This window comes from Nostoc edaphicum CCNP1411, assembly GCF_014023275.1.
Classification (GTDB): domain Bacteria; phylum Cyanobacteriota; class Cyanobacteriia; order Cyanobacteriales; family Nostocaceae; genus Nostoc; species Nostoc edaphicum_A.
The window spans coordinates 4,726,107-4,749,117 of record NZ_CP054698.1 but is presented as its reverse complement, the minus strand read 5'-3'; the positions used below and the strand labels follow the sequence as shown (position 1 = coordinate 4,749,117).

Genomic DNA, 23,011 nt, shown 5'->3' with positions numbered 1-23,011 from the left:
CGCAGAGGGACGCATTCGCGTTCGCTTTAGCGTCTCTGAAAGAGAAGCGTCTCGCAGAGAAGGTTAGCGCACAGAATACGCAGAGCTTTGATAGGCATTACGAGTTTTAGGAAATGCTGTATTTAGTCGCGCCTAAACAAGCCAAATAGGGGAGCGAGAATTACTCCAAAAACAAAACCACCGATGTGGGCCCAGTAGGCAACTCCACCAGTTTGCACAGCCATGTTAGCGGTTGTTTGCAGGGTAGCAAGACCAGATATTACATTTTGCACAACAAAAAGTCCAATTATTACTAATGCTGGAACTCTGATTGTGGTGATGAAAATCCCCAAAAATATTAAGGTCATGACTTTAGCATGGGGAAAGCGGATAATGTATGCACCCAAAACCCCAGAAATTGCACCACTTGCCCCCAAGGAAGGAATCTCAGAATTCATGCCAATAAACCATTGGCACAAGGCAGCTAAAGCACCACATGCCAAATAAAAAATCAGATATTTTAAATGACCCAATCGATCTTCAATATTGTTGCCAAAAACCCAGAGAAACACCATATTTGAGATTAAGTGCCACCAACCACCGTGTAAAAATTGCGACGTAAATAACGTTATCCATTCTTCACCCAAATTAGTGGTTAATTCTTGAGGTACTACCGCATATTGATTGAAAAACTGACTCAATTGTGCATTTGACAGACTCACCTCGTGAAGGAAAACTAAAATATTCATGCCAATTAACCCGTAGGTGAAATACGGGGTGATTCGCGTCGGATTTTCATCGTAGAGGGGAAACACAGGTGTTTTTCCTAAATTATTGACTAACTGCAATATAGCTTGTAAGGCTAGCAGTTGCGAAGGTTAGGCAATTTCACCTATTAAATTAATCAGTATGATTGAGGGGCACGGTAATAACATGAAGAGTTACTTATACCAAGATTCTTCCAGAGATTTATCGCTAAATAAACCCAACAGGGGACCGAGAATTGCCCCAAAGATAAATCCGCCTGCATGGGCCCAGTAGGCAATACCGCCGCTTTCCATGCCGATGTTGGTACGTGTTTCAAAACTAGCAAGTCCGTAAAAGGCTTGTTCGAGAAACCAGAATCCTAAAAAGAAATATGCGGGGACGCGGAAAGTCGGAAAGAAAAATCCTAAAGGTACAACGCCAAGAACTTCAGCATTGGGAAAGCGGAGAATGTATGCACCCATGACGCCTGCGATCGCACCACTCGCACCCAAAGAAGGAATGCTAGAATCTTGAGCGAAGAACCACTGAGTTAAGGATGCCAAAACACCGCAAGATAAATAAAAGAGTAAATATTTGGCATGACCTAACTTATCTTCAACGTTGTTACCAAAAATCCAGAGAAATAACATATTGCCACCTAAGTGCAACAATCCCCCATGCAAAAATTGTGAAGTAATCAAAGTTGCCCACTCTGGCACTGGTTGATGTACAGAAATACCAGCAAAGCTTAAGCTGAGTTCTCGTGGAACTACAGCCGCAAGGTGTAAAAACCCATTTAATGCTTGGGGGGGAAGACTGGCTTCATAAAGAAAAGCGAGGACGTTGGCAGCAATCAGTCCATAAGTAACATAAGGCGTGATTTTGGTCGGATTATTATCGCTAATTGGAACCACGGGCGTTTTTCCTGATTTGTTAAGACAGCGATTCTAGAATACTGAATTTTGCAAGTAGTTTCTTCTACCTCGTGGATAAATCTCGCTTTTAAACTTAAAAACCGAAAGCCAAAAATCCGCCATCGACGGTGATACATTGTCCAGTGATGAAAGATGCCGCAGGCATACAAAGAAATGCTACTAAACCCGCTACTTCTTCTGGTTGACCAACCCTTCCCATAGGTGTTTGTGATAGAACTAATTTGAGAAAATCTTGATTATCGAGTACAGACTCGGTTAGAGGTGTGCGAATAGCCCAAGGTGCTACGGTATTTACCCTAATATGATCGGAAGCCCATTCAACTGATAGCGATCGCGTCAGTTGATTTATAGCCGCTTTAGTCATACCATAAGGAGCGCCTGTACGGTTCGAGACTAAACCCGCCACAGAACTTATATTCACAATGCTGCTATTTTCCCCATTTTGCAGCAGAGGGTAAAATAGACGGCACATCTCAAAAATTGATATCTGGTTTGTCTGGATAATGAACTGATATTCAGCAGCCGTGTAGTCTAATACTTTTTTGCTGATATTGGTTCCCACATTATTAACCAGGATGTCTAATTTATCCCAGATTTTGCCAACCTGCTCAAAAATGGCTTGTCGCCCATCAGGGGTTGCAACATCTGCGGTAATCCCATAAGCAGGTAATCCTAATTCTCGCCAGATAATTAGTTGTTGTTCAACATCCTGAGAATTCCGTGCCACAATTGTGACTTCTGCACCTAGAGATAAAAACTCATTGGCAACAGCTAGTCCAATGCCTTTGGTAGCACCTGTAATCAGTGCTTTCTTTCCTGTCAGTGTCCAGCGTAGACTTAGCCTGCCGTAGGCATTACTCATTTGTAATTTTGCGGATTTTTTATTTTCAAGGTATCAGTTTAAGAGTTTATCTTGTAAGTGCCCAATGCGATCGCTTTTTATAGTAATGTAGGCGATCGCAATCCCTAAACCATTTACCGCATCTGATTCCAATTCAATAGCTGATCAAACCCATGTTTTTTTCAAATTCTCTGGAAAATCAACTCCAGCGCTGGAACGAAACCATTCGCAATCAGCCGAAAAATCCCAATGCTTACATTCGCCGAGGCATGGTTAACTTTCAAATGGCCAAGATTGATGAATCTATTCAAGATTTTGATATGGCGGAGCAATTGGATGAACGTATCAAAACTTACCTTTGGCAACGGGGATTATCGTACTATTATGCAGAAAGATTTGCTGAGGGCGCTGAACAATTTGAAATAGATTTGACTGTGAATGCTCAAGATGTAGAAGAAACAGTATGGCGATATCTCTGCATAGCTCGTTCGTTAGGTGTTGAAGAGGCACGTAATTCTTTACTAACTGTGAAAAATGATCCTCGACGTATTATGCAGCGCGTATATGATTTGTATTCTGGTAATTGTACACCAGATGATGTTTTAACTGTTGGTCAATCAGAAGGGATAAAGGGAAATTTTTACAGTCATCTTTACTTGGGATTATATTACGAAGTCGAGAATAATATCGGTTTAGCTCAGGAATATATAGTTAAAGCTGCTGATAATTACAAGATTGATGATTATATGTGGTATTTAGCGCAAGTACATAAAATACTGCGAGGATGGATATAGTGCTTATAGTGACAGATATGGCCCTCTTCGACGAATGTTTGCTATACCATGCACAATTCCTAGCATTGCACCGATGTAAAGTCCAATATGGATTCCCCAAACTAACATAAATCTGGAAACTTCTGGTGGCTGAACGACTGGCGTAATCTGATCGGCAAAGAAGGGAAATTGAAAATAATAAAATATGAATCCTGCGATCTGAGCAACTAGAATTGCCCAAATAATGGGATACCGTGCCATTTTAAGTAATTGGCGATAAGACAAAGGTAACTTTCGTCTCTGATTAACCAAGAGAAATATGCCGTAACTTAAAAAACCAGCAAAAAACCCCGCCTGAAATCCAACCTCACTGACTTCCCAGCGAAAACTAGAACCATAAGGAACATTTTTGAAGTAATAAAAGTAAGCGGGTGAGAGAGTACAGGTAATCTGATCGTTAACGATACCAAACCCAGCACCAATTAAACCGGACACGATTAAAAATGAATATTCCTGAAGTTTTGTCGGTTTTGTTGGATTACGCCAGTAGTCTACCACTACAACCAAACCCATCAGCGAAAACAAAATCAGCAGTCGGTATTGATATGGAATACTTTGCATAAGACAACTGGTTTAATCCAAAATTAGCTTTTCAGGAAGTGTAATTATTTACAACTTCTTCAGAATTTTCACCATTGTATGCGAAGCATCTGTGGAGATAGGATGAAATTCAAAAATTGGCTATCTATTAGGTCAATTTTCGGTTGCTTCAGTTTCAAACTGCACTTGGCGGTACAAATTAGCGATCGCTATTTTTACATCTACAGATTCCAGTCGCAATATATCGCCCAAATTATACTCCGACAGCACCCATTTTCCCTGTTCGTTGCGTCGAAACACTTCTACAACCGGTTGAGCTACTTGTACTAAGACATATTCTTGCAAGGTTGAAGATTGGCGATATTTAGCAAACTTTTTCCCTCTATCGGCTGCTTCAGTTGAAGGTGATAGCACTTCGATAATTAAGCAGGGAAATTGTATCAATTGTGGATCAGTATCTCGCTCATCGCAAGTCACCACCACATCTGGATAAAAATACTTTTGCCCCGGTTCTACCTGCATTTTTACATCTACAATGTATACTTCACAGGTGCGTAGGCGTAGCCCGTCGTAGACATCGGCTAGGGCATCATCTAGAAGCTTAAAGAAATTTAGACAAACACGATTATGGTTGCGTGTACCACCGCTCATCGCCACAACTTCACCATCCCAATACTCGTAGCGTTCCTCTTGAGTAGGTTCCCAAACCAGATATTCCTCTGCACTCATCAAAATGCGATCGGGTAAAGTAACCATCGGCGCGATCTCTTAATAATTGACTTAATCTAGGATAGCGAAAAAGACGTTCTCTTTATTGCTACCCTGACTAAGCAGTAATATTTCAGGATTTTATCTTGCTAATGTTTAATGCGGTCGCGCAATTTTGCTGCTTCTTCAAATTCTAGTTTTTAGGTTTTCTAACCGAGTCTTTTCTGTGTGAGCTTTACGAGATAAAACTTGAAGATTATCTAGCGTGGTTAAACCACCTTTTGACATCGGTATGATGTGATCAATTTGGAAATCCCTTCGCATCTGGCTCTTAAACTCACTCATAGCACAGTTAATAAATCCCTTTGTATTTGTATATTTAGCAAACACAGCATCCTTAATATCTCTATACTCGGCTGGATCTCTCTCCCTAATTTCAACGAGTGAGAGACTTTCTAGGGGTACTGTGTCAGGAATTACAATTGGTGGAGTAACTATCAGATCAGGATAAACTCCGAGCAGTTTATTAATCTCAATGTCTACTTGCTTCTTGAAATACAGATAGTTATATCCAAATAGAACTTGCCAAAAGGATTTAGTGTCATTCCATAGAGAAGTGAGATATTCAGTTACTTGTCTAAGGGTTAAATCATTTTCGTATATATGCCTCGCTACAATTGACAAATCACACTTTCTACGTTCACTAAATGCAATAAATTCTGGCTCCATCTGTTTTTGAGCGTAGAAACGTAGAATGTTCTCAACATCAGCATCTCTATAGCCAAGTAGGAATGAATGATCGGGAAAATAAAGTTTCTTTGTGAGTTGCAGCAGATATTTAAGTTCTTCGTCAGTTAATATCTCTCTGTTTTCGATATCAACGCTCTTAAATACACTCTCTAAATCATTGACAAAACTATCATAAGCCTCTTCAGTATCATTATATAGAAGTACATCATAGTTTCTAGATACAGGTTCATCTGATTCAGAAGGTTCAAGAATAGAGAAACAATAAATTCCAACGGGAACTCGTCTCAAAAAGTCTAATTTTTCCCAGTCAGTAGTATCGATAGAATCATCCATCATGCGGGTAAATTCTTCAATCTTTTCAATAGAGATAAGTCGAGCAATTCTCTTCATTGTCTCGATATCTTTATCGCGGAATTCCCCCTCTTCTTCAATCAACTTCTCAGGATTGACCCAGTTAATCTTGTCTTCCCAATTGTCAATAAAGCTTACAACATAAGCTTTTTCTGTACCACCTGCCTTCTGCCCACGTAAGGCTCTACCTATCATCTGTGTCATTAGAATCGTAGAAGTAGTTGGGCGAGTCAGAAAAACAGTTTGAATATTGGGTAAATCGGTTCCCTCAGTTAACATCTCTACATTAATGAGTACTTCAAGCTCTCCTCTTCTAAATCGCTTGATTTTCTCAGCATTTTCTTTTACAGAAACTGTAGCTCCTGTATTTGCATCTGATATTTTTGACGCTACAAAATCAGAGTTAATCCCTTGTTTCTGAAATAAGCTATTTAATGCGATCGCGTGTTGAATATCAACTGCAAAAACTAATAGTGGTTTATACTTCTCTTGATGATCAACGTAGTGATCAACAATCTGTCTGTTACGGATATTAGACATTGCGATCCTTTCGGCAACTTTTTTGGGAAGCTTGTCAAAATTTTCGATCGCTTTGATGTCTTTATCGGTCAATTCCCGATAAAAATCTAGTTCTGTTTCTAAGTTCTCGAAAATTGGTTCAGCAAGAATTCCTCTAGTAATGAGTGTTCTTAAGTGTTCTGAAAAGATAATGTCGTCAGGAAAGACTTTTTTAAGTAGACCTTGTTCACCTTTATCTGTTCTGAATGGAGTCGCTGTCAACCCCAACATTCTAAAACTATCTGCCTTGCCTCTATCTTTAAAGTTTTGCTTGATGTCGTCAATTAGTTTTCGATAAGTTTTTGCTGTTGAGTGGTGTGCTTCATCAACTACTAATAAAACTGCATCAGAATGTTTAACCCAATTGTCGAGGAGGTGGTTTAATCCACTATTTAGACTATCTTTACTAGCAATAATAATATCGTCAGTTGGTTGAATATTAACAGGACGATCATGTTTAGGATGACCGGAAATCACACGATATCTAAACTTTTCGACATTATTGAGCAATGAAGGATCGGCACTAAATTTCAACGTCTCAAAGGCTTGGTCAAGTAACTCATGCCGATGAGCAATCCACAAAACTTTTTTTCGTTTATCGATAAAGTTACGTAGTAACCAATTAATCGCTATCAAAGTTTTTCCACCACCAGTAGGCAAAACTAGTAAGCCTTCAAATGGAGACTTGTTTTTTTGATCCAGTGCTTTGATTGCCTCGTTCTGGTGAGCGTAAAGTTGTCTAGGATTTTTGCCTGCATTAACTTGGATCTGACCTGAATACTCAACTTCAACTGTTTGCATAGTAGTGGAAACCAAAGATAATTATGGATTTGGGTTTTGTTCAATTACTCACAACCTTGCAGCACCCTTAATCACAGTGTTCCCGATTTCAAGGCAATCAATAACAATCTCAGTGCAATTGCCCTACGCATAACGTCAAGGGAGATAAATACTAGACAATCTCCAGAAATTAAATATGCGTTACCTAGAACCCTTATAGAGACGTAGCACTGCTACGTCTCTTTTTCGGAGATGTCTACTTGATACCAATAGATAAGCTTTCGGCTGCGCCGCCTCATCTGGGCACATCTACGCATCTTCATCGCTAGTTTCGGTTTCAAACTGCACTTAACGGTACAAATCAGCGTAAGGGTAGCCCTTCGTAGACATCGCTATTTCCACATTCACCGAATTAATATCCTAACTAAGCACTAATGCTCTAGCATTTTATCTCGTAGATGCTTTGTGACGATCGCTTCCTAGATTTTTCGCAATAATTCCCGAATAGCGATCGCACAATCAGGGAAAGCTAAAGGTGAAATTGTCACGTCCTCTGCAAGTATGCTCTCACTGTGATATCCGTCTGGACTAGGGAGACGATACATATACAACTTGCGTCCATTCACATCTAAAATCCAGTACTCAATAATACCTGACTTAGAGTATGAGTTCGCTTTTACTTCTCGATCATATTTGAGACTGGAATCAGCTATTTCAATCAGTAAAAATACTTCGGAAGCATTGGGATGGTGATCCTCATAATCTAATGGATTCAGCTTCACCACTGAAATATCTGGTTCTGGTTCCGAATAATCATCAAGTTGCACTGGTGACTGGATTCTTAATAAAACTTTGTCCCCCAAACGTTGACGTAATAACCTTTCTGTGCGGGTAATCGCTGATTCGTGAGCAGTTCCTTTTGCTGACATTCTGATGATTTGTCCCGCGATTAATTCTAAGCGTTCTTCAGGATGAAAAATACCCATTTCCGCCATTTGGTGATATTCTCGAACACTAATTAGGCGAATATTGGTAAGCATAAGATTTACGTTAACTTCCTAACATTTTATCTCGCAGATGTTTAATGCGATCGCTTCAGCAAGTCATTAAAGGCTCAAATCAGCTGCGGTCGGCTCCAACGCATTGTTAACCCGCATTTTGGTATCAATAATTTATACTTTGCCGTCATAACAACGGCTAGCTTCATCTGCGACAGATAAAATATAAATGAAGCTAGCGTGTTTGTCCGGTACAAGCGTTTCTTAGGCATTCAAAGGACTAGGATTGTTGGCTTTCGTTTCAGACCTCATCTAGTCTACTAAGTGACTTAATTGCACTAAAAGGAAAGTGGCGATGAAAAAAGTAGCGGTGTTTGGCAATACTGGAGGCGGTAAATCAACTCTAAGCAAAAGATTATCGGAAATTACTGGTTTACCACTTCACATCTTAGACAAGATTCAATATCAATCAGGCGGCACTGAGGTTCCACAAGAAGAATATAAGCACACCCATGAGAAAATTTTGGTTACTGACCGTTGGATTATTGACGGGTTTGGTTCCATAGAAACTGTCTGGCTAAGACTGAACAAGGCGGATACTCTAATTTTTATCGATTTACCGCTATATGTGCATTTCTGGTGGGTGACTAAACGACTAATTACAGGCTTTTTTAAACCGCCAGAAGGCTGGCCGGAAAAGAGTCCAATATTTAAGAGTTCGCTTACTAGCTATCGCGTGCTTTGGTTATGTCACAAATATTTGACCCCAAAATATCGTGAGTACATCAAGCAAGCTCAAAGTACTAAAAGTGTTTATCACATTCGCTCAACTGAACAGATTTCGCAATTTTTTGAATTAATTAAAAATGAGACTAAGATTTCAAGATGATGCATCAGCCTAATGCCGGAGTTGCATCACACCTCCGGCTAAACCTAATTCATAATTATTGGCGAATATTGGTCAGCAGAAGATTCACGTTAACGTCCCAACATTTTATCCCGGAGATGTTTAATGCGATGTACAAGCCGTTTGTTATGCCGCCGCGATCGCCGCAATATGCAACAATAGCAAGTAAAGCAGTAAGAGCAGTTCTCACTAACCATCATCCCCTATGCAAGTCAAAGACATGACCATCGAAGAACTCAAGCTTCTTATTCAAGAAACTGTTGCCGAAACGATTCACTCTCTATTGGTTGATCCCGATGAAGGCAAACAAATAAAGCCAGAAGTGAAACAGCAACTACTCGACTCCCTACAACGTACTCAATCTGGAGAACGTGGAATCCCTGCTGAGGAAGTAGCAAAAAACCTGGGATTGTCCTGGTAATGAGCTACGAGATCGAATTTAAATCAGAGGCGACTATCGGGTTTGAAACTCTCACCTCAACTATTCAAGAGCGCATCCTGCGTAAAATTCGCTGGTTGTCTGAGAACTTTGAGGACTTAACCCCTCAACCTTTGAGTGCTGATTTAAGCGGTTTGTTCAAACTCAGAATTGGGGACTACCGAGTTATTTATTCTTTTGATACTGAAGCACAACTCATCACAATTCATCAAGTTGGGCATCGCCGTGATATTTACAATTAACAATCGGTCATCAGTGTGCCCTCAATCACACTCCAATTGAGTACTCAGTAGATTCACGTTAACGTCCTAGCATTTTATCCCGCAGATGTTTAATGCGATCGCGCAATTTCCCCGCCTCTTCAAATTCCAGTTTCTTCGCCGCCTCTTTCATCTGCGCTTCTAACAGAGTAATCAACCCTGGAATCTGTTCTAATGGCAGTTCATCTAGATGTTCATCTACAACTTTCAAGTCAGTTGCATTTAACCGCCGAGATACATCTAAAAAAGCCAAAATCGCATTACTTGATTTTTTCACAATTGGTTGTGGTGTAATTCCATGCAGTCGATTATGTGCCGTTTGAATCCCACGCCGTCTATCTGTTTCATCAATGGCTTTAATCATACTCCCCGTCATATTATCGGCGTACAAAATCGCTTGTCCCTGGACGTGACGCGCAGCTCTACCAATAGTTTGAATTAAGGAACGCTCTGTTCGTAGGAAACCTTCTTTATCTGCATCCATAATTGCTACTAAGGAAACTTCCGGTAAATCCAAACCTTCCCGCAGCAAATTCACACCAACTAAAACATCAAATTTTCCCTCGCGCAAGTTCTGCAAAATCTCAATCCGCTCAATAGAAGTAATCTCGGAATGTAAATACCGTACCCTGATACTGCGGTCTTGCAAATATTCTGTTAAATCTTCCGCCATCCGCTTGGTTAATGTGGTAATTAACACTCGTTCTTGGCGATCGGCTCTATCTTTAATTTCTCCCAATAAATCATCAATTTGTCCTTCTGTAGGACGCACAGAAATTTCTGGATCAACTACCCCAGTTGGTCGAATCACTTGCTCAATTACATTATCTTCTGAAATTTCTAATTCCCAATTTCCAGGAGTTGCTGAAACAAAAATACACTGATTTACCTTTTGCCAAAATTCTTCGGCTTTCAAAGGACGGTTATCAGCAGCACTTGGAAGCCGAAATCCATGTTCAATTAAAACTTTTTTTCTCGCTTGATCGCCGTTATACATACCGCGAATTTGGGGTACGGTTACGTGAGATTCATCAATAATTAATAGCCAATCTTTGGGAAAATAATCAATTAAACATTCTGGTGATTCTCCAGCTTGTCTTCCTGCTAAGTGACGGGAATAGTTCTCGACACCGTTGCAGTAACCTACTTCGCGCAGCATTTCTAGGTCATAGCGTGTACGTTGATCTATGCGTTGCGCTTCTAATAGTTTCCCAGCTTGTTCTAAGTCTAGTTTTTGCTGTTTTAACTCGGCGGCGATGTCGTGACAAGCTCCTTCTAAGCGTTCTTCTGGGGTGACAAAGTGACGCGCCGGGTAAACATTCACCGCTTCCAAGCTTTTGATAATTTCCCCTGTCACCGGGTCAATATAACGAATCGCGTCAATTTCATCACCAAAGAATTCGACGCGAATAATTCGGTCTTCATAGGCTGGGCCAATTTCTAAGACATCACCTCGGACACGAAATTTTCCCCGGCCCATTTCGATGTCGTTGCGGCTATATTGAACATTTGCCAAATCCCGTAAAATTTGGCGTTGATTTACTTCCATACCTATCTGAAGAGGGATGGCAGCTTTCAGATATTCTGCTGGCATTCCCAAACCGTAGATGCAGCTGATGGAAGCAACGACAATGACATCACGGCGTTCAAACAGCGATCGCGTCGCTGAATGCCGCAACATATCTATTTCATCATTAATCGCCGCCGTTTTTTCAATATAAGTATCGGTAACGGGAATATACGCTTCTGGCTGATAGTAATCGTAGTAGCTGACAAAATACTCGACTGCGTTGTTGGGGAAGAAATCCCGCAACTCGTTACAAAGCTGTGCAGCCAGGGTTTTGTTATGCGCCAAGACTAGGGTTGGCTTGCCAATTTTCTCAATAACTGCTGCTACTGAAAATGTCTTGCCAGTTCCAGTGGCTCCTAGTAAAGTTTGATAACGGTTGCCTGATTGGATACTAGCGGTTAGTTGTGCGATCGCTTGTGGTTGATCGCCTGTGGGACTAAAGGGAGCTTGAAGACAAAATTCTGTCATACAGTTTTGCTGGAAATACCCTATCTCATGGTGACAATTTCGCCCTGTATCCATTGTAGCTGGCTTATCAGACCATATAAATGGCAATAATTTTTTACAAAACTTATTAATTAAAATTTACTTATGTATCAGTTTTAAAGATACTTATATCTATGTGAGGTTTTTTAAGGTTAAACTTTAATATATATGGGAAAAAATTTCATCTTTCCTTAATTATTGTAAAATTCAATTAACAAACCAGAGGTCTTCGTTTATGACTATTAGCAGCGCTGGCAAAGCAATCAATTCTCGGCAAAAGCCTGCCAAGTCTCCAGGGGAAACTACAGAGGAAGTTGAAAATCAACAAGACCAGGGCTTGAATGCAGATAAAGTCGAGGAAGTTACTGAACTGCCAGTGGGAGCTTCTGGAACACTCGCCATTTCTGGAATTCGTCCCATAGGCGCTAGCGACTTAGAAGTTGCTGAACACCTGTCAATTGCTGGAGTGCGTCCTGTTAGCATTAGTACCTTGGAAGTAGTTGAAACCTATAACTCAATGGGTATTCGTCCAATTGGCGCTAATACATTCCAAGTCGTTGAAAGTATAAATCTCTCTGGGATTCGTCCAATTGCCTCAAGTTCATTGGTGATTTCTGACGGCTATTCATCATTCGGTAATCGTCCCATAGCACCAAATGAGATTGACAATTCTGAAACCCTGATGGGTTTTCTAGATTAGACAAAGAATATCACCATATACTTTATTAACCCAGTTTCTATACGAAACTGGTTTTTTTATTTAAACATTCAAAAGTAGAAATTACTATATTTGCATTTATTCTATGTCTTTTAGCATAGGTAACTACTTTATTTTATATTCAACCAACAGCCAGAACACTTACTACAACTACCTTTCTTAATTACGAATTACGAATTACGAATTACAAATTATTTAATATGTCTTGTGGTGGAAGGCTTTAGCAAAAAGTTTAAGCTACTGTGTAAAGGTAATCACAAAGGATTTCAAAGTTGGTTTATAGCTTTGAAATGAATTTTTAATTAAATCAGGAGTACAAAATGAGCATAGAAGATCGCGCTAAAGCTGCTGCTAAAAATGTTGAAGGTAAAGCCCAAGAAGCATTAGGAAATGTCACTGGAGATCCAGAAGATAAAGCCAAAGGTAAAGCAAAGCAAGCTGAAAGCGAAGTACGTCATGGAATTGAAGACGTAAAAGATAATGTGAAGAAAAATATTGACTAACAATTCATAACATTTTTGCAGAAACTCTAGGGATATCAATGGGATGGATTCCATTTTTGCAAAAAAGCATGGAGTGTTAGAAAATCAATGCTATACACCTTTATTCTCATCTTAGAAAGTCTGGAAAATAAAGGATTGGCTTGATTTCTTGAACTCTTGTAGAGGCGTAATTAAATACGTCTCTACTATTAGTATTATTCTTACAAAATTAAGACTGTACGAACTCAGATTCCCCAACTTCTTTCAAAAATGAGCTTTAGAAAATCCTCACTTTTTAATTTTAAGCTTCTAGAAAGTTAGATAATCTATTTCTATAAATTCAAAATTTATATATAAATTCAATTAGTTGAATTTGTGAAGCTAAGTAGATTGGCAAAATAAAACCGTACTATCTAAAGATTGGGGTGGGCATTGCCCGCCTTGATTTTTTTAACTACTATTTAGTAGAGATTATGTATAATACATTATTTATATTAGCGTGAGTTCGACGAGTTTGATTTGACGCCTCTCCAAACCTTTCCCCGAAGCAGAGAGGCTTAAGAAGTTATATTTTTGCGTTACTCCTCTTTTTGCGCTTTGGAGAGAAAACCGGGGAAAGGGAGGTCTGTTGAATTCACGCTAGATTATTTATTTTTAATCAAATAAAATTCACATAAATCTTACATACTTACATATATATTTTTTCCTTAAACTGTAAAATAACTTTATTCTTTATAGCTTTTAGCTACATTTTAAAATATTTTAATCAAAAAAATATCTTAAAGTTTTCATAAATACAGGAAATGATTTGTTGAAAATATATTCTTGTGTAGCGATATTAAGTTAGAGATTTACGAAAAAACACGTAATTCTTCCTAAGAATATCAAATACCCATAACAAGTGTCATGAGTAGATTTCAGGTAAGACAGAAGTTACAGAAATATTTGCCTGCTGACATACGCAAAGCTACTTTGAGTACATTTGCAGTGCTTGGTGTCAGTTTTGGGTTTGCTGCCTTAAGTTCGCCAGCATCCGCAGCTTTGTTGTTTCGTGAGAGCTTCGACAATGCAGCACTTTCTATAGATGCTTTTGGTAGCACCAGTAACAATGGCACATTGCAAACAGACGTACCTGTAGGTGCAACTGTTCTCAAAGCCTACCTTTATGCCTCTTCTGTTTGGGAGGATTTTAATGGCCCTGTAAGTGATGTCAAACTGAACGGTAATTTGTTGAAGGTTGCTGATGCCTTTGTACTCGCACCTAACGAAAACCCAGCAACTACTGTACGTTGGGATGTTACCAGCCTTCTTAGCTCTTTAGGAGGTTTGCAAAACCATACTATTGAAGAGCTAGGAGATAATGACGGTGAAACTTTAGTTGTGTCTTATCAAGATGCCACAACCGTCGGCTTATCGTCTTTTATCTTAGACGGCGAGCTATCTCCCACAGGTGACACAACCAGGTTGAATTTTGATCAACCTTATAGCGGTGGCGATTTTATATTATCTTTTGCCGATACCTATAGCATTCAGCCAAGTGGTCAATTGACTATTGTGGACGTGACAACAGACTCTACTAGCTCTCGACGCTTAACTAGCTCTGCTGGCGGTCAGGATGATGGAGAAGGAGCTAATGGTGCTCTAATCACTGCTGGCGGTATTGGTGATAGTTTGACTAACCCAGATCCGTTTGCCTCTGATTCTGACGGTTTTAGGACTGATGATGAACTTTATAATCTAGCTCTTGGTAATAGCGCTGATCCTAATCCTTTTATCCAGGCAGGTGATACGTTCGTCGAGTTAAATACTGTAAACCCAAGTAATGATGATAATGTGTATAGTCTGTTTATTACCAGCAAATTCAAAACTAAAGTGTCTGTGCCCGAACCTTTAACTACACTGGGTTTATTAATGGTCGGTGGTTTTGGTCTAGCTTTCTGCCGCAAGTACAAGCAGCAACGAAAAGATACGGCAAGAGCTTAGGTCAACAACTTCTAAATAGGTACGATAGAGCGTGTTAAGTGTGTAGTTAAAAATTTATAATTTCACACTTAACATTCTGTTTAATGTATTCTTTGGTAAAAGATGGTGCAATATTACCTAAAAATTAGTTTAATTTTTGCTCCTGCACCAATACCTGCCTTTTTAATGGCAATGTCTACGACGGGCGTAGCTACGGCAACTTTCCCCTGAAAATTATTCAAAATCTCAAAAAATTGTAGTAACATACCACAGGCATTAACTATCTTCAGCAACATCTGATTGTTAGCGCTCTTAAATTTACAATTGATGGGAATATACCGTGAGCCTAACTCTTTATCTCCTCCGTCACGGACAGACAGAATGTAGTCGCAATAATTCCTTTTGCGGTTCCATAGACTCAGAACTTACCCCAGAAGGGTTGGATATGGCAAAGGCTTTTGCTGACGCATATAGTTCTATGGATTGGACAGCAATATTTTGTAGTCCAATGCGGCGAACTGTATTGACAGCAAAACCCTTATGTGCTGCGATAGGGATGGAACCACAACTTAGGGATGGTTTAAAGGAAATCAACTATGGCAAGTGGGAAGGAAAAACGCCAGAAATAATTAGCCGTGAATATCACGATGATTATATTCGCTGGTCAGCAGATCCGGCTTGGAATGCTCCAACTGGTGGAGAAATGGCGGTTACAATTGCTTCTCGTGCCTTGCAGGTAATTGAAGAAATTAAACAAAGTTACAGTAATGGTAATGTTTTAGTTGTTGCACACAAGGCAACCATCAGAATTCTTCTGTGTAGTTTTCTGGGGGTTGACGTGGGACGCTTCCGTTTTCGTTTAGGATGTCCTGTTGCTTCGGTCAGTATTGTAGAATTTAGCTCACATGGGCCGTTGTTAAAGGTTTTGGCAGACCGTAGTCATTTGGACGAGCAGTTGCTAAATTTACCAGGGACGTGAAGGGAGTTAGGAGAGACGCGATTAATCGCGTCTGTACAATAATATTTTTACCCTTACTCTGGCTGGCTATCTGGCTCAGTGTATTTGCAGTAAACGTTTATTCCAATTTTTAAAATATATAATACGACAATTGTTGCGATCGCAGCATCCATCGGTATTCCATTTACTGCTGCAACTGCCACCAGTGAGCCAATGATACTATTGAGCAGAGAAGCACTACCAGGATTCTTGGTGTATTCTTTAATTTTGCCCTGTAAACCATCATCACCACAGATTTCCGCGCGGATTTCATTGAGGGTCAGCTGTAAAAGAGATTTTTTGCCCTTACTATAATCTGTTTTGCCGACTTTCTCTTGCCAAAGTGCATCAAAACTCGCTTCTAGATTGCCATTGTGTTGTTGCAGAGTAGTAAGCGCTTGTTGGGCTGGGGTGTCGTTTGGCAGAAGTTGCTGAAGTTCTTGGATTTCGACAGGGGTTAGTTGGGCATTCATATATATTTGACTTAATTATTTATAGAGTATTTGTTAGTTCCTGAATCAACTCTTCAGGTGTCATAATTCTGGGAGTAGCAACTGGAAAATCTCTAGGGTTGCGGGTAATAATAGCATCTAAGTGATTGAGTGCCGCAGTGCTGTATTGAATAGCGTCTTCAAAATCTCTGAAGTTAACGGTTAATGCCATGTTGATTGTGGCACTGTCTACCGTGGTAACATGGCAAAAAGTAACTATTTCCCTCAAAAATTCAAGAGCTAAATTTCGACCTTTTTCTTTACGGATGATGTAGTAAAGGTCACTAAAGGAAGATGCACAGATGTAGCCTTCTATCTGCCCCTCTTCAACAAATGATACAACTGTGTCGCTATTGCCAAAAAAAGGTTGTCGCTCAAGAGCAACATCCAAAATAACATTGTTGTCTAAGAGGACTTTCACAGATTATGTTTCTCCTTTAAAGCTTCCCATCTAGCTTGGTCTGGGTCAAAATCAGCAGGAGCAGGTTGTGTCTTCTCAAACCAGTCTTGCAAAGCTTTGATTTTTGTTGTTTGTCTCTTAGGCTTATCTGGCTGCGACTCAGTAGTGGTTTCTGTAGAGCTTTCCAAGGATGGAACTGGCTGCAAAATAATGACTTCTACTGTCCCAGGAGCAATATTTAAAGGTTCGTGAATAATTAAATTACCGGATTCATCAATTGTTGCGTTTAGCTTGTAGGCTTGCATATTGGTTTTCCTCATCTATATATCATTAAATTATATTTCAGGCAATTTCACAGATTATGTTTCTCCTTTAAAGCTTCCCATTGGGCTTGATTTGGATCAAAGTCTGGTGGTGTCGGTGGGGCATTTTCAAATAAACCTTCAAATGCTTTTAATTTAGACTTTCTTCTCGGCTTTTCTGGCTGTGACTCAGTAGAAGTTTCCAAGGATGGAACTGGCTGCAAAATAATCACTTCCACTTTTCCAGGAGCAATATTTAGAGGTTCGTCAATAATTAAATGACCTGATTCGTCAATTATGGCGTTCAGCTTGTAGGCTTGCATATTGGTTAGTTCTTGAATCAACGATCGCAGTTAATCGCAGTTAGAAGTGAATGTCTTGTCGTCACCAACATTACAACATTAAGGCTTAACGCTATAACATTAAGGCTTAATGCTATAACCTTAAGGCTTAATGCTATAACCTTAAGGCTTAACGCTATAACCTTAAGGCTTAACGTTACAACATTAACCACCAGCATCATAAGATTAAGGCTTAAGGTTACGACATTAAGCCTTAAGGTTACAACTTTTTGACAAAAGCTTATGCGATCTCTCTTTAGGGTAGTGTGCTGTGTGCGTAGGCGTAGCCCGTCGTAGACATCGTAACCAATGCTTAAATAAAACTTATGAATGATTTGACGTTGGCAATAAATCTTGCACTGTAACCTACGACTCTGTTTCTAGCCTATCTCGCGCTGCCCAAATTGCCTTGCGATACTCTCCAGCACACTCTTCATCCGTCGCCTCGCGCCAAATATCTTGAAACTGGCTTTCACCTAACTGCTTGAGTATACAGGCTAAAGCATTGATATAGAAACCAATCCAATCTTTATTATGCTTTAGTTCAATAGTTAAACCATTGATGTAAATTTGCAAAGCCTCAGCGTAATTTTCTTGAGCTTCTAAAACCCTTCCCCACTTACCCAATGTTGCTGAAGCCTTACGCCAATCACGGAATTGCTCAAAAACTTTATAGGTTTTTTGATAGTAATCAACAGCCACATCAAACTGCCGTTGCTCTTGGGCTACCATGCCTAATTGGTGATAGTCACTAGCAGCACTGTACAAATCCCCGGCATCTTCGAATATCTTCAGCGCCTTGTTGTAGTAATCAACAGCCACATCAAACTGCCGTTGCTCTTGGGCTACCATGCCCAGGTGGTGATATTCTCTAGCAGCACTGTACAAATCACCAGCATCTTCATATATTTTCAGCGCCTTGTTGTAGTAATCAACAGCCACATCAAACTGCCGTTGCTCTTGGGCTACCCTGCCCAAATGGTGATAGTCACTAGCAGCACGGTACAAATCCCCGGCATCTTCGAATATCTTCAGCGCCTTGTTGTAGTAATCAACAGCCACATCAAACTGCCGTTGCTCTTGGGCTACCCTGCCCAAATGGTGATAGTCACTAGCAGCACGGTACAAATCACCAGCATCTTCATATATTTTCAGCGCCTTGTTGTAGTAATCAACAGCCACATCAAACTGCCGTTGCTCTTCGGCAATAGTGCCTAAATTATGATTAGCACTGGCAATTTTGACATTCACTGAGGAGTCATTTACAGCTATCAGTTCATCCAGAATTTCTTGATCAACTTTCCTTGCCCCTTTCAAGTCAGCACTTTGAGCTGCTTCATTAGCATCTGCACCCCGCAGATACATCCAAAAATCCAAAGCATTTTTACCCTTTGCTTTTGCATCTGCCAAGTGAATGCCTATTTGTTTCAGCGCACGTTGCCGCAGTGACTTAAATTCGGGTTTGCGCCCTATCCGCTCATACACTTCTCCCAAGGCTTGCAGAATTGATTGTGCATAAGCCCATTCCTGCTGCTGTTCAGCAAGGCGCAGATTTTGCAACAGATTTGGTTCTTCGACCCGCAGCACAAAAGTTGCTAGTTTTGCCTTGCTGATGAGTTGCTTATAATACTTGTCAGCCAACGCTGCGTAGAAAATCAGCAACTTTTTTTCGAGTTCGTTAATCACCTCCTGGGAAGTAATTGTGTTTAACTGCTGGCGCAAATACCAAGGCAATGCAGGGTGAATTTTGTAGATAGTCTCACCCAAATATTCCAAAACACCTGCGGCGGCGGCTTCATTGAGAATCCTTAACCAATCTGGTTTTTGCAAGTTCTCCCCAAACACAGCCCGATAAGCTTGTCCAAATTCATTATCAGCATTTTCTGAAAACAGATGCAGCCAATGTGCATCAACCCGTTCCGAAAACAGTGCCAAAAATGGTAAATGCTGACGTGTTCGTTCTGACAACCTAGCAAAGGAATAATCCAACGACACAGTGAGAGATTTTTCTCTCCCTTCTTCCTCTTGTCCCCTAAAAGTATCCAACCCCCGTCGCAGCGCTTCAATTAATTGCACAGGTGTCTGTGTCTTTAAATGCGGCAACACCACCCGCAAAGACAACGGATGTCCCCCCAACAATTTCAACAATTCCAAATACTCTGCTGGTAGGTTCTTTCTCTCCACACCCACCGTTTGCAAAATCTTCGCGGCTAACTCTTGGGCATCCGCTTGAGACAACCCCCGCAAATTGATTAAACTATACCCACAATCCAACCAAAGTTCTTCGTGGCGACTGGTAATTAATACCCAAGATTGACCACCCCGCAATTCTTTAAGAAACCGCTTCAGCTTGTTTCTTTCTTCCCCACTTAATAATGGTTCATTCCCCGTAGGAAAACCGTTGACAGGTTCAAAGTTATCCCAAATCAACAAGCAAGGATTAGTTTGCAAATATCCTTGCACCACATCTTCTTGCTTATCTGGCATCATTTGGGAAAATCTCTCACCGCCTAACGCCCTACCAATTTGGTTAATTACCTGACTCAACCCCGCACCCTGTTCAAAGGAGGTGAAGAACATACCGCCTGTACGTCCTTGAGTGTCATCCAACCACCGGGCGAAACCTGCGGCTAACTCAGTTTTACCAACGCCGCCCATTCCCTGCACTAACACAACATGATTTTGCCGAAATGCTCTCTCTAAACGCAAAATCTCATAATCCCGCCCAATAAAACCATAAGCACTTTCATCAGGTAAACCTACAGCTTTGCTACTTTCTGGGGTGTTGTCTGCTTGCGCCATCAAATCGGCAAAACTGGGTGCTGTCTTTTTAGGAACAAAAGGCGTATAGGGTTCTTGCTGATACAGAACCGGCACAAGCCAATCTTGTAAAGGTAAATTTCCTTTGGGACTGGGGCGCATTTTGTCAATAGACATAGACTTTCGCCCTGCTGCAACTGCTGTGGCGATACACTCTCCCCTGACTAATTCCCCATACAACCGCCTAATAAAGTGTTCTGCACCTTTGGCGTAAACTGAATACGCCATCGCTACCACACCCTTAGCCCCCAATTTCACCAACTGTCCCGCTACAGAAGAAAAAGCTTCTTCGCCTACTTGTCCAGACTTGCAAGCATTCAGCACAAAAATTGGCACACGGCAATCTGTTAAATATTGGGCAATTTCTCTAGCGCTGACAGCTTGCTCATTTCCCTGTTCATCCTCAAAGACTAAAACTCCCTGAGTCTCGCTGTCAAAATTTCCATGTCCATCAAAATGGACGATATGATAAAAACCCTTATTCCCTTGCAGTTCCGCTTCAAATGCTTTCAAGCTAGGGGGACGCAATACCTTAAGATTGACTCGCTGTCGTATCGGTTGCAGCGCCGCCAGCAGTGGACGGGCAATGGTTTTAAATCCAACATCTTGCTGATCGTAAGGACGGGCAATAACTAGTAAAATATTCAGTTGGTCATCGGGCATTGTTGGCAATGGTGCTTTTACGCCCTGACTGCTGAGACTGCGATACATCCCCGCCAGTGAAGGTGCAAGAAATTGATAATCGGGGGAATATAGCAACTCCCAAGGCAAGTTCAGCACTTCGGCGTTATCAGAAATGATGCCCAGTTCACATTTATCTAGCCCTTCCCGTGTCGCTTCCTGAAAAAACTCTCTTCCTTTCTCTGTACTGCGAAATACTAGCTCAAATAGCTGTTGTCCCCAATGCTGTAATTTTTGTTCAATTTTTACAGCGTTATCTGGAAAAATACCGTAAGGAAAGCTCAGATAATCTTCTAAATACCAGCGCAATTCAGCTGCGTTTTCTTCATTGAAGGGTTGCTGGAAGGCGACTTCTGGCGCAAGGCGACGAATTTCATATCCGCGTTGCCAAGAAAGTTGGATTTTGTCGTTTTGATGCGTAATCTGCAACCAATTCTGCGCCATAGCTATTGCCAACACTGGTTAATGTGATGCTACCTTATCTTAGTAATTCACGCAGAGGTTAGCTGATTACTTGTTAAACCTGAAGAACTCCACCCCGCCACGCAAGCCGTGTGTCGAATTACCCCCCTTAATCCCCCCTTATAAAGGCTACCGTGTATACACAAGTCGGGTTGAGAATCAAATAGAGGGAAAAGAACGGAAAATTATTTTTAAAATCCTTGATTTTCCGTTAAACCTCTATCAATAAGCTAACACTATTGATAATCAGCTTGATAAGCTCAAAAACTTGCCTACTAAGGCTTGCATCTTACCAGGCAAGGATTTTAGGACTTGTGTATACACCGTAGCTTATAAAGGGGGGAAACCGAAAAATCTAGTTCCCTCCCCTTTCCAAGGGGAGGGTTAGGGTGGGGTAAAACTCTGGTTAATCAGCAAATTCTATTGGACTAAGCTTTTAATTCAGTACAGATACAGCGATAATTTACTCAAATCATCACCGAGTTGTTTCATGCTGCCAGTTATTGAAAGCATTGTATTACGTCAAATGGCTTCGGGCGATCGCCTATACTTACAATTATACAAATTCATCGGCGCTCAACCTGGTCAAAAGGTATACATTCAATCTAATCTGCACGGTGCAGAAATTGCTGGTAATGCCGTTATTCACCAGCTAATTGAGTTTTTATTAACAATAAATGATACAGATTTAGCTGGAGAAATTTGGTTAGTTCCCGTTTGTAACCCAATGGGGACAAATGAACGCGCTCATCATTTTTCCCCTGGACGTTACTGCATTTACGAAGCCAAAGACTGGAATCGCATATTTTGGGACTACGAGAAAGAAGCTGATGATTTAGTAGCTTTTACTAAATCTCAACTTCATAGTGATCTAAAGGTCATTCGACAAAATTATCTAACTATAATTAAGCAAAATTTTGCGAAAATTTTAGAAAAAATTAATTCTTCAAATGGTGTTCCCTACACTGAGCTTTTTGCCTACAAGTTACAAAACCTGAGTTTAGATGCAGACTACTTAATTGATTTACACAGTTCTACCAATCAAGCATTAGACTATATTTATTACTTCCAAAATCGAGAAGACAGTGCAAAATACTTTCTACTCGATTTCGGAATATTGCTTGATAAATACGATGGTGATGCTTTTGATGAAGCTTTTATCAAACCTTGGTTAGCCCTGGAAGCTTGTTTTAAAGAGTTTGGTAGAGAAATCAAGTTTGATGTGGAAGCTTGGACACTAGAATTAGGAACAGGAATGCAAATAAACCCTGATTCAGTCGCTAAAGGTGTACGGGGTGTGAAAAATTATTTAGTGCAAAAAGGTGTACTACAAAGTCCTAATTTATCGGATGACACAAAAACCCATGAGATGACTTTTGCATCTAGCAGCAACCGAAAAAAATATTATGCGATCGCAGGTGGCATGATTCAATCCAGAATAGAATTGGGTAGCTCAGTAAAAGCTGGAGAAAAATTGTATCAAATTCTCAGTTTTAATAAAGAAGGTAAGCTACCCAGTGTAATTGATGTCTGCGCTCAACATAATGGATTAGTTTATGATGTCGCAACTAATCAAGCTGTAAATGAAGGTGAGTTTGTATTGGGAATTGTTAGTTAGAGCATGGGGCATTGGGCAAGACGCGATAAATCGCCGTCTCTACAAAAGACTAATT

At 40.4% G+C, this 23,011-nt stretch carries 24 protein-coding genes; 9 read left to right on the top strand and 15 right to left on the bottom strand.

What is annotated here, in order from left to right; genetic code table 11:
• Positions 1 to 122: 122 nt before the first annotated feature.
• The 3 genes from HUN01_RS22585 to HUN01_RS22575 form a co-directional block, all read right to left on the bottom strand.
• A complete protein-coding gene (locus tag HUN01_RS22585) occupies positions 123 to 794 on the bottom strand; it encodes a rhomboid family intramembrane serine protease (protein WP_181932784.1) in 672 nt (223 codons plus the stop codon).
• A 126-nt stretch (positions 795 to 920) separates the two neighbouring features.
• Positions 921 to 1,640: a rhomboid family intramembrane serine protease gene (locus HUN01_RS22580; RefSeq protein ID WP_181928075.1), complete on the bottom strand. Its 720-nt coding sequence runs from the start codon at positions 1,638 to 1,640 to the stop codon at positions 921 to 923.
• A 94-nt stretch (positions 1,641 to 1,734) separates the two neighbouring features.
• The gene (locus HUN01_RS22575) at positions 1,735 to 2,523 is read right to left on the bottom strand and encodes an SDR family oxidoreductase (RefSeq protein ID WP_181928074.1); all 789 of its coding nucleotides are present in this window, start codon (positions 2,521 to 2,523) and stop codon (positions 1,735 to 1,737) included.
• A 152-nt stretch (positions 2,524 to 2,675) separates the two neighbouring features.
• Here HUN01_RS22575 and HUN01_RS22570 point away from each other — a divergent pair, with 152 nt between their 5' ends.
• The gene (locus HUN01_RS22570; RefSeq protein ID WP_181928073.1) at positions 2,676 to 3,296 is read left to right on the top strand and encodes a tetratricopeptide repeat protein; all 621 of its coding nucleotides are present in this window, start codon (positions 2,676 to 2,678) and stop codon (positions 3,294 to 3,296) included.
• A gap of 3 nt (positions 3,297 to 3,299) precedes the next feature.
• Here the strand turns inward: HUN01_RS22570 and HUN01_RS22565 are convergent, their stop codons facing one another.
• From HUN01_RS22565 to HUN01_RS22545, 4 genes are all read right to left on the bottom strand, one after another.
• A complete protein-coding gene (locus tag HUN01_RS22565) occupies positions 3,300 to 3,896 on the bottom strand; it encodes a hypothetical protein (RefSeq protein WP_181928072.1) in 597 nt (198 codons plus the stop codon).
• A 132-nt stretch (positions 3,897 to 4,028) separates the two neighbouring features.
• The gene (locus tag HUN01_RS22560; RefSeq protein WP_181928071.1) at positions 4,029 to 4,631 is read right to left on the bottom strand and encodes a Uma2 family endonuclease; all 603 of its coding nucleotides are present in this window, start codon (positions 4,629 to 4,631) and stop codon (positions 4,029 to 4,031) included.
• A gap of 138 nt (positions 4,632 to 4,769) precedes the next feature.
• Positions 4,770 to 7,043 carry a DEAD/DEAH box helicase family protein gene (locus HUN01_RS22550; protein WP_181928070.1) on the bottom strand — a complete coding sequence of 758 codons (2,274 nt, stop codon included), beginning with the start codon at positions 7,041 to 7,043 and terminating at the stop codon, positions 4,770 to 4,772.
• Positions 7,044 to 7,501: 458 nt separating this feature from the next.
• Positions 7,502 to 8,062, bottom strand: coding sequence for a Uma2 family endonuclease (locus HUN01_RS22545; RefSeq protein WP_181928069.1), 561 nt, complete (start codon positions 8,060 to 8,062; stop codon positions 7,502 to 7,504).
• 313 nt (positions 8,063 to 8,375) lie between these two features.
• On the opposite strand from HUN01_RS22545, the gene HUN01_RS22540 reads away from it, so the two are divergent.
• Complete coding sequence (locus HUN01_RS22540) at positions 8,376 to 8,909, top strand: P-loop NTPase family protein (RefSeq protein ID WP_181928068.1); 534 nt, start codon at positions 8,376 to 8,378, stop codon at positions 8,907 to 8,909.
• Between the two features lie 55 nt (positions 8,910 to 8,964).
• Here the strand turns inward: HUN01_RS22540 and HUN01_RS22535 are convergent, their stop codons facing one another.
• Complete coding sequence (locus HUN01_RS22535) at positions 8,965 to 9,117, bottom strand: hypothetical protein (protein ID WP_181928067.1); 153 nt, start codon at positions 9,115 to 9,117, stop codon at positions 8,965 to 8,967.
• Between the two features lie 15 nt (positions 9,118 to 9,132).
• On the opposite strand from HUN01_RS22535, the gene HUN01_RS22530 reads away from it, so the two are divergent.
• Together HUN01_RS22530 and HUN01_RS22525 are read left to right on the top strand one after the other, a co-directional pair.
• Positions 9,133 to 9,348, top strand: coding sequence for a hypothetical protein (locus HUN01_RS22530; RefSeq protein ID WP_181928066.1), 216 nt, complete (start codon positions 9,133 to 9,135; stop codon positions 9,346 to 9,348).
• On the top strand, positions 9,348 to 9,608 hold the full coding sequence (locus HUN01_RS22525; protein WP_181928065.1) for a type II toxin-antitoxin system RelE family toxin: 261 nt from the start codon (positions 9,348 to 9,350) through the stop codon (positions 9,606 to 9,608). Before HUN01_RS22530 ends, HUN01_RS22525 begins: the two co-directional genes overlap by 1 nt.
• A 58-nt stretch (positions 9,609 to 9,666) precedes the next feature.
• Here HUN01_RS22525 and uvrB read toward each other — a convergent pair whose 3' ends face one another.
• Positions 9,667 to 11,664, bottom strand: a complete 1,998-nt coding sequence (gene uvrB / locus HUN01_RS22520; RefSeq protein WP_181928064.1) for an excinuclease ABC subunit UvrB — start codon at positions 11,662 to 11,664, stop codon at positions 9,667 to 9,669.
• A 253-nt stretch (positions 11,665 to 11,917) separates the two neighbouring features.
• Between uvrB and HUN01_RS22515 the strand changes: the two genes are divergently transcribed.
• The 3 genes from HUN01_RS22515 (at position 11,918) to HUN01_RS22505 (ending at position 14,865) form a co-directional block, all read left to right on the top strand.
• Positions 11,918 to 12,382: a hypothetical protein gene (locus HUN01_RS22515; protein WP_181928063.1), complete on the top strand. Its 465-nt coding sequence runs from the start codon at positions 11,918 to 11,920 to the stop codon at positions 12,380 to 12,382.
• 338 nt (positions 12,383 to 12,720) lie between these two features.
• A complete protein-coding gene (locus tag HUN01_RS22510; RefSeq protein ID WP_099103871.1) occupies positions 12,721 to 12,903 on the top strand; it encodes a CsbD family protein in 183 nt (60 codons plus the stop codon).
• Positions 12,904 to 13,788: 885 nt separating this feature from the next.
• Positions 13,789 to 14,865: a PEP-CTERM sorting domain-containing protein gene (locus tag HUN01_RS22505; RefSeq protein WP_181928062.1), complete on the top strand. Its 1,077-nt coding sequence runs from the start codon at positions 13,789 to 13,791 to the stop codon at positions 14,863 to 14,865.
• Positions 14,866 to 14,978: 113 nt separating this feature from the next.
• Here the strand turns inward: HUN01_RS22505 and HUN01_RS22500 are convergent, their stop codons facing one another.
• The gene (locus HUN01_RS22500) at positions 14,979 to 15,140 is read right to left on the bottom strand and encodes a hypothetical protein (protein WP_181928061.1); all 162 of its coding nucleotides are present in this window, start codon (positions 15,138 to 15,140) and stop codon (positions 14,979 to 14,981) included.
• A 44-nt stretch (positions 15,141 to 15,184) separates the two neighbouring features.
• Between HUN01_RS22500 and HUN01_RS22495 the strand changes: the two genes are divergently transcribed.
• Complete coding sequence (locus tag HUN01_RS22495; protein ID WP_181928060.1) at positions 15,185 to 15,823, top strand: histidine phosphatase family protein; 639 nt, start codon at positions 15,185 to 15,187, stop codon at positions 15,821 to 15,823.
• 53 nt (positions 15,824 to 15,876) lie between these two features.
• On the opposite strand, the gene HUN01_RS22490 is transcribed toward HUN01_RS22495, so the two are convergent.
• From HUN01_RS22490 to HUN01_RS22470, 5 genes are all read right to left on the bottom strand, one after another.
• Positions 15,877 to 16,314, bottom strand: coding sequence for a CUE domain-containing protein (locus HUN01_RS22490; protein ID WP_181928059.1), 438 nt, complete (start codon positions 16,312 to 16,314; stop codon positions 15,877 to 15,879).
• Positions 16,315 to 16,333: 19 nt separating this feature from the next.
• Entirely contained in the window at positions 16,334 to 16,753 is a 420-nt protein-coding gene (locus HUN01_RS22485) for a type II toxin-antitoxin system VapC family toxin (protein ID WP_181928058.1), read from the bottom strand.
• A complete protein-coding gene (locus HUN01_RS22480) occupies positions 16,750 to 17,037 on the bottom strand; it encodes a hypothetical protein (RefSeq protein WP_181928057.1) in 288 nt (95 codons plus the stop codon). The genes HUN01_RS22485 and HUN01_RS22480 overlap by 4 nt, the downstream gene beginning before the upstream one ends.
• A gap of 47 nt (positions 17,038 to 17,084) precedes the next feature.
• A complete protein-coding gene (locus HUN01_RS22475) occupies positions 17,085 to 17,357 on the bottom strand; it encodes a hypothetical protein (protein WP_181928056.1) in 273 nt (90 codons plus the stop codon).
• A gap of 384 nt (positions 17,358 to 17,741) precedes the next feature.
• Positions 17,742 to 21,320 (bottom strand): tetratricopeptide repeat protein, encoded by a 3,579-nt coding sequence (locus HUN01_RS22470; RefSeq protein WP_181928055.1) that lies wholly within the window; start codon positions 21,318 to 21,320, stop codon positions 17,742 to 17,744.
• A gap of 508 nt (positions 21,321 to 21,828) precedes the next feature.
• Here HUN01_RS22470 and HUN01_RS22465 point away from each other — a divergent pair.
• Positions 21,829 to 22,956 (top strand): succinylglutamate desuccinylase/aspartoacylase family protein, encoded by a 1,128-nt coding sequence (locus HUN01_RS22465; RefSeq protein ID WP_181928054.1) that lies wholly within the window; start codon positions 21,829 to 21,831, stop codon positions 22,954 to 22,956.
• Positions 22,957 to 23,011 lie beyond the last annotated feature (55 nt).

What these genes read in the sequence shown, in the direction of transcription:
- HUN01_RS22465 (WP_181928054.1), top strand. Translation starts at nt 21,829, where the DNA reads ATGCTGCCAGTTATTGAAAGCATTGTATTACGTCAAATGGCTTCGGGC.
- HUN01_RS22560 (WP_181928071.1), bottom strand. Translation starts at nt 4,631, where the DNA reads ATGGTTACTTTACCCGATCGCATTTTGATGAGTGCAGAGGAATATCTG.
- HUN01_RS22490 (WP_181928059.1), bottom strand. Translation starts at nt 16,314, where the DNA reads ATGAATGCCCAACTAACCCCTGTCGAAATCCAAGAACTTCAGCAACTT.
- HUN01_RS22525 (WP_181928065.1), top strand. Translation starts at nt 9,348, where the DNA reads ATGAGCTACGAGATCGAATTTAAATCAGAGGCGACTATCGGGTTTGAA.
- HUN01_RS22575 (WP_181928074.1), bottom strand. Translation starts at nt 2,523, where the DNA reads ATGAGTAATGCCTACGGCAGGCTAAGTCTACGCTGGACACTGACAGGA.
- HUN01_RS22565 (WP_181928072.1), bottom strand. Translation starts at nt 3,896, where the DNA reads ATGCAAAGTATTCCATATCAATACCGACTGCTGATTTTGTTTTCGCTG.
- HUN01_RS22500 (WP_181928061.1), bottom strand. Translation starts at nt 15,140, where the DNA reads ATGTTGCTGAAGATAGTTAATGCCTGTGGTATGTTACTACAATTTTTT.
- HUN01_RS22480 (WP_181928057.1), bottom strand. Translation starts at nt 17,037, where the DNA reads ATGCAAGCCTACAAGCTAAACGCAACAATTGATGAATCCGGTAATTTA.
- uvrB (WP_181928064.1), bottom strand. Translation starts at nt 11,664, where the DNA reads ATGACAGAATTTTGTCTTCAAGCTCCCTTTAGTCCCACAGGCGATCAA.
- HUN01_RS22540 (WP_181928068.1), top strand. Translation starts at nt 8,376, where the DNA reads ATGAAAAAAGTAGCGGTGTTTGGCAATACTGGAGGCGGTAAATCAACT.
- HUN01_RS22475 (WP_181928056.1), bottom strand. Translation starts at nt 17,357, where the DNA reads ATGCAAGCCTACAAGCTGAACGCCATAATTGACGAATCAGGTCATTTA.
- HUN01_RS22510 (WP_099103871.1), top strand. Translation starts at nt 12,721, where the DNA reads ATGAGCATAGAAGATCGCGCTAAAGCTGCTGCTAAAAATGTTGAAGGT.
- HUN01_RS22545 (WP_181928069.1), bottom strand. Translation starts at nt 8,062, where the DNA reads ATGCTTACCAATATTCGCCTAATTAGTGTTCGAGAATATCACCAAATG.
- HUN01_RS22570 (WP_181928073.1), top strand. Translation starts at nt 2,676, where the DNA reads ATGTTTTTTTCAAATTCTCTGGAAAATCAACTCCAGCGCTGGAACGAA.
- HUN01_RS22515 (WP_181928063.1), top strand. Translation starts at nt 11,918, where the DNA reads ATGACTATTAGCAGCGCTGGCAAAGCAATCAATTCTCGGCAAAAGCCT.
- HUN01_RS22505 (WP_181928062.1), top strand. Translation starts at nt 13,789, where the DNA reads ATGAGTAGATTTCAGGTAAGACAGAAGTTACAGAAATATTTGCCTGCT.
- HUN01_RS22470 (WP_181928055.1), bottom strand. Translation starts at nt 21,320, where the DNA reads ATGGCGCAGAATTGGTTGCAGATTACGCATCAAAACGACAAAATCCAA.
- HUN01_RS22530 (WP_181928066.1), top strand. Translation starts at nt 9,133, where the DNA reads ATGCAAGTCAAAGACATGACCATCGAAGAACTCAAGCTTCTTATTCAA.
- HUN01_RS22550 (WP_181928070.1), bottom strand. Translation starts at nt 7,043, where the DNA reads ATGCAAACAGTTGAAGTTGAGTATTCAGGTCAGATCCAAGTTAATGCA.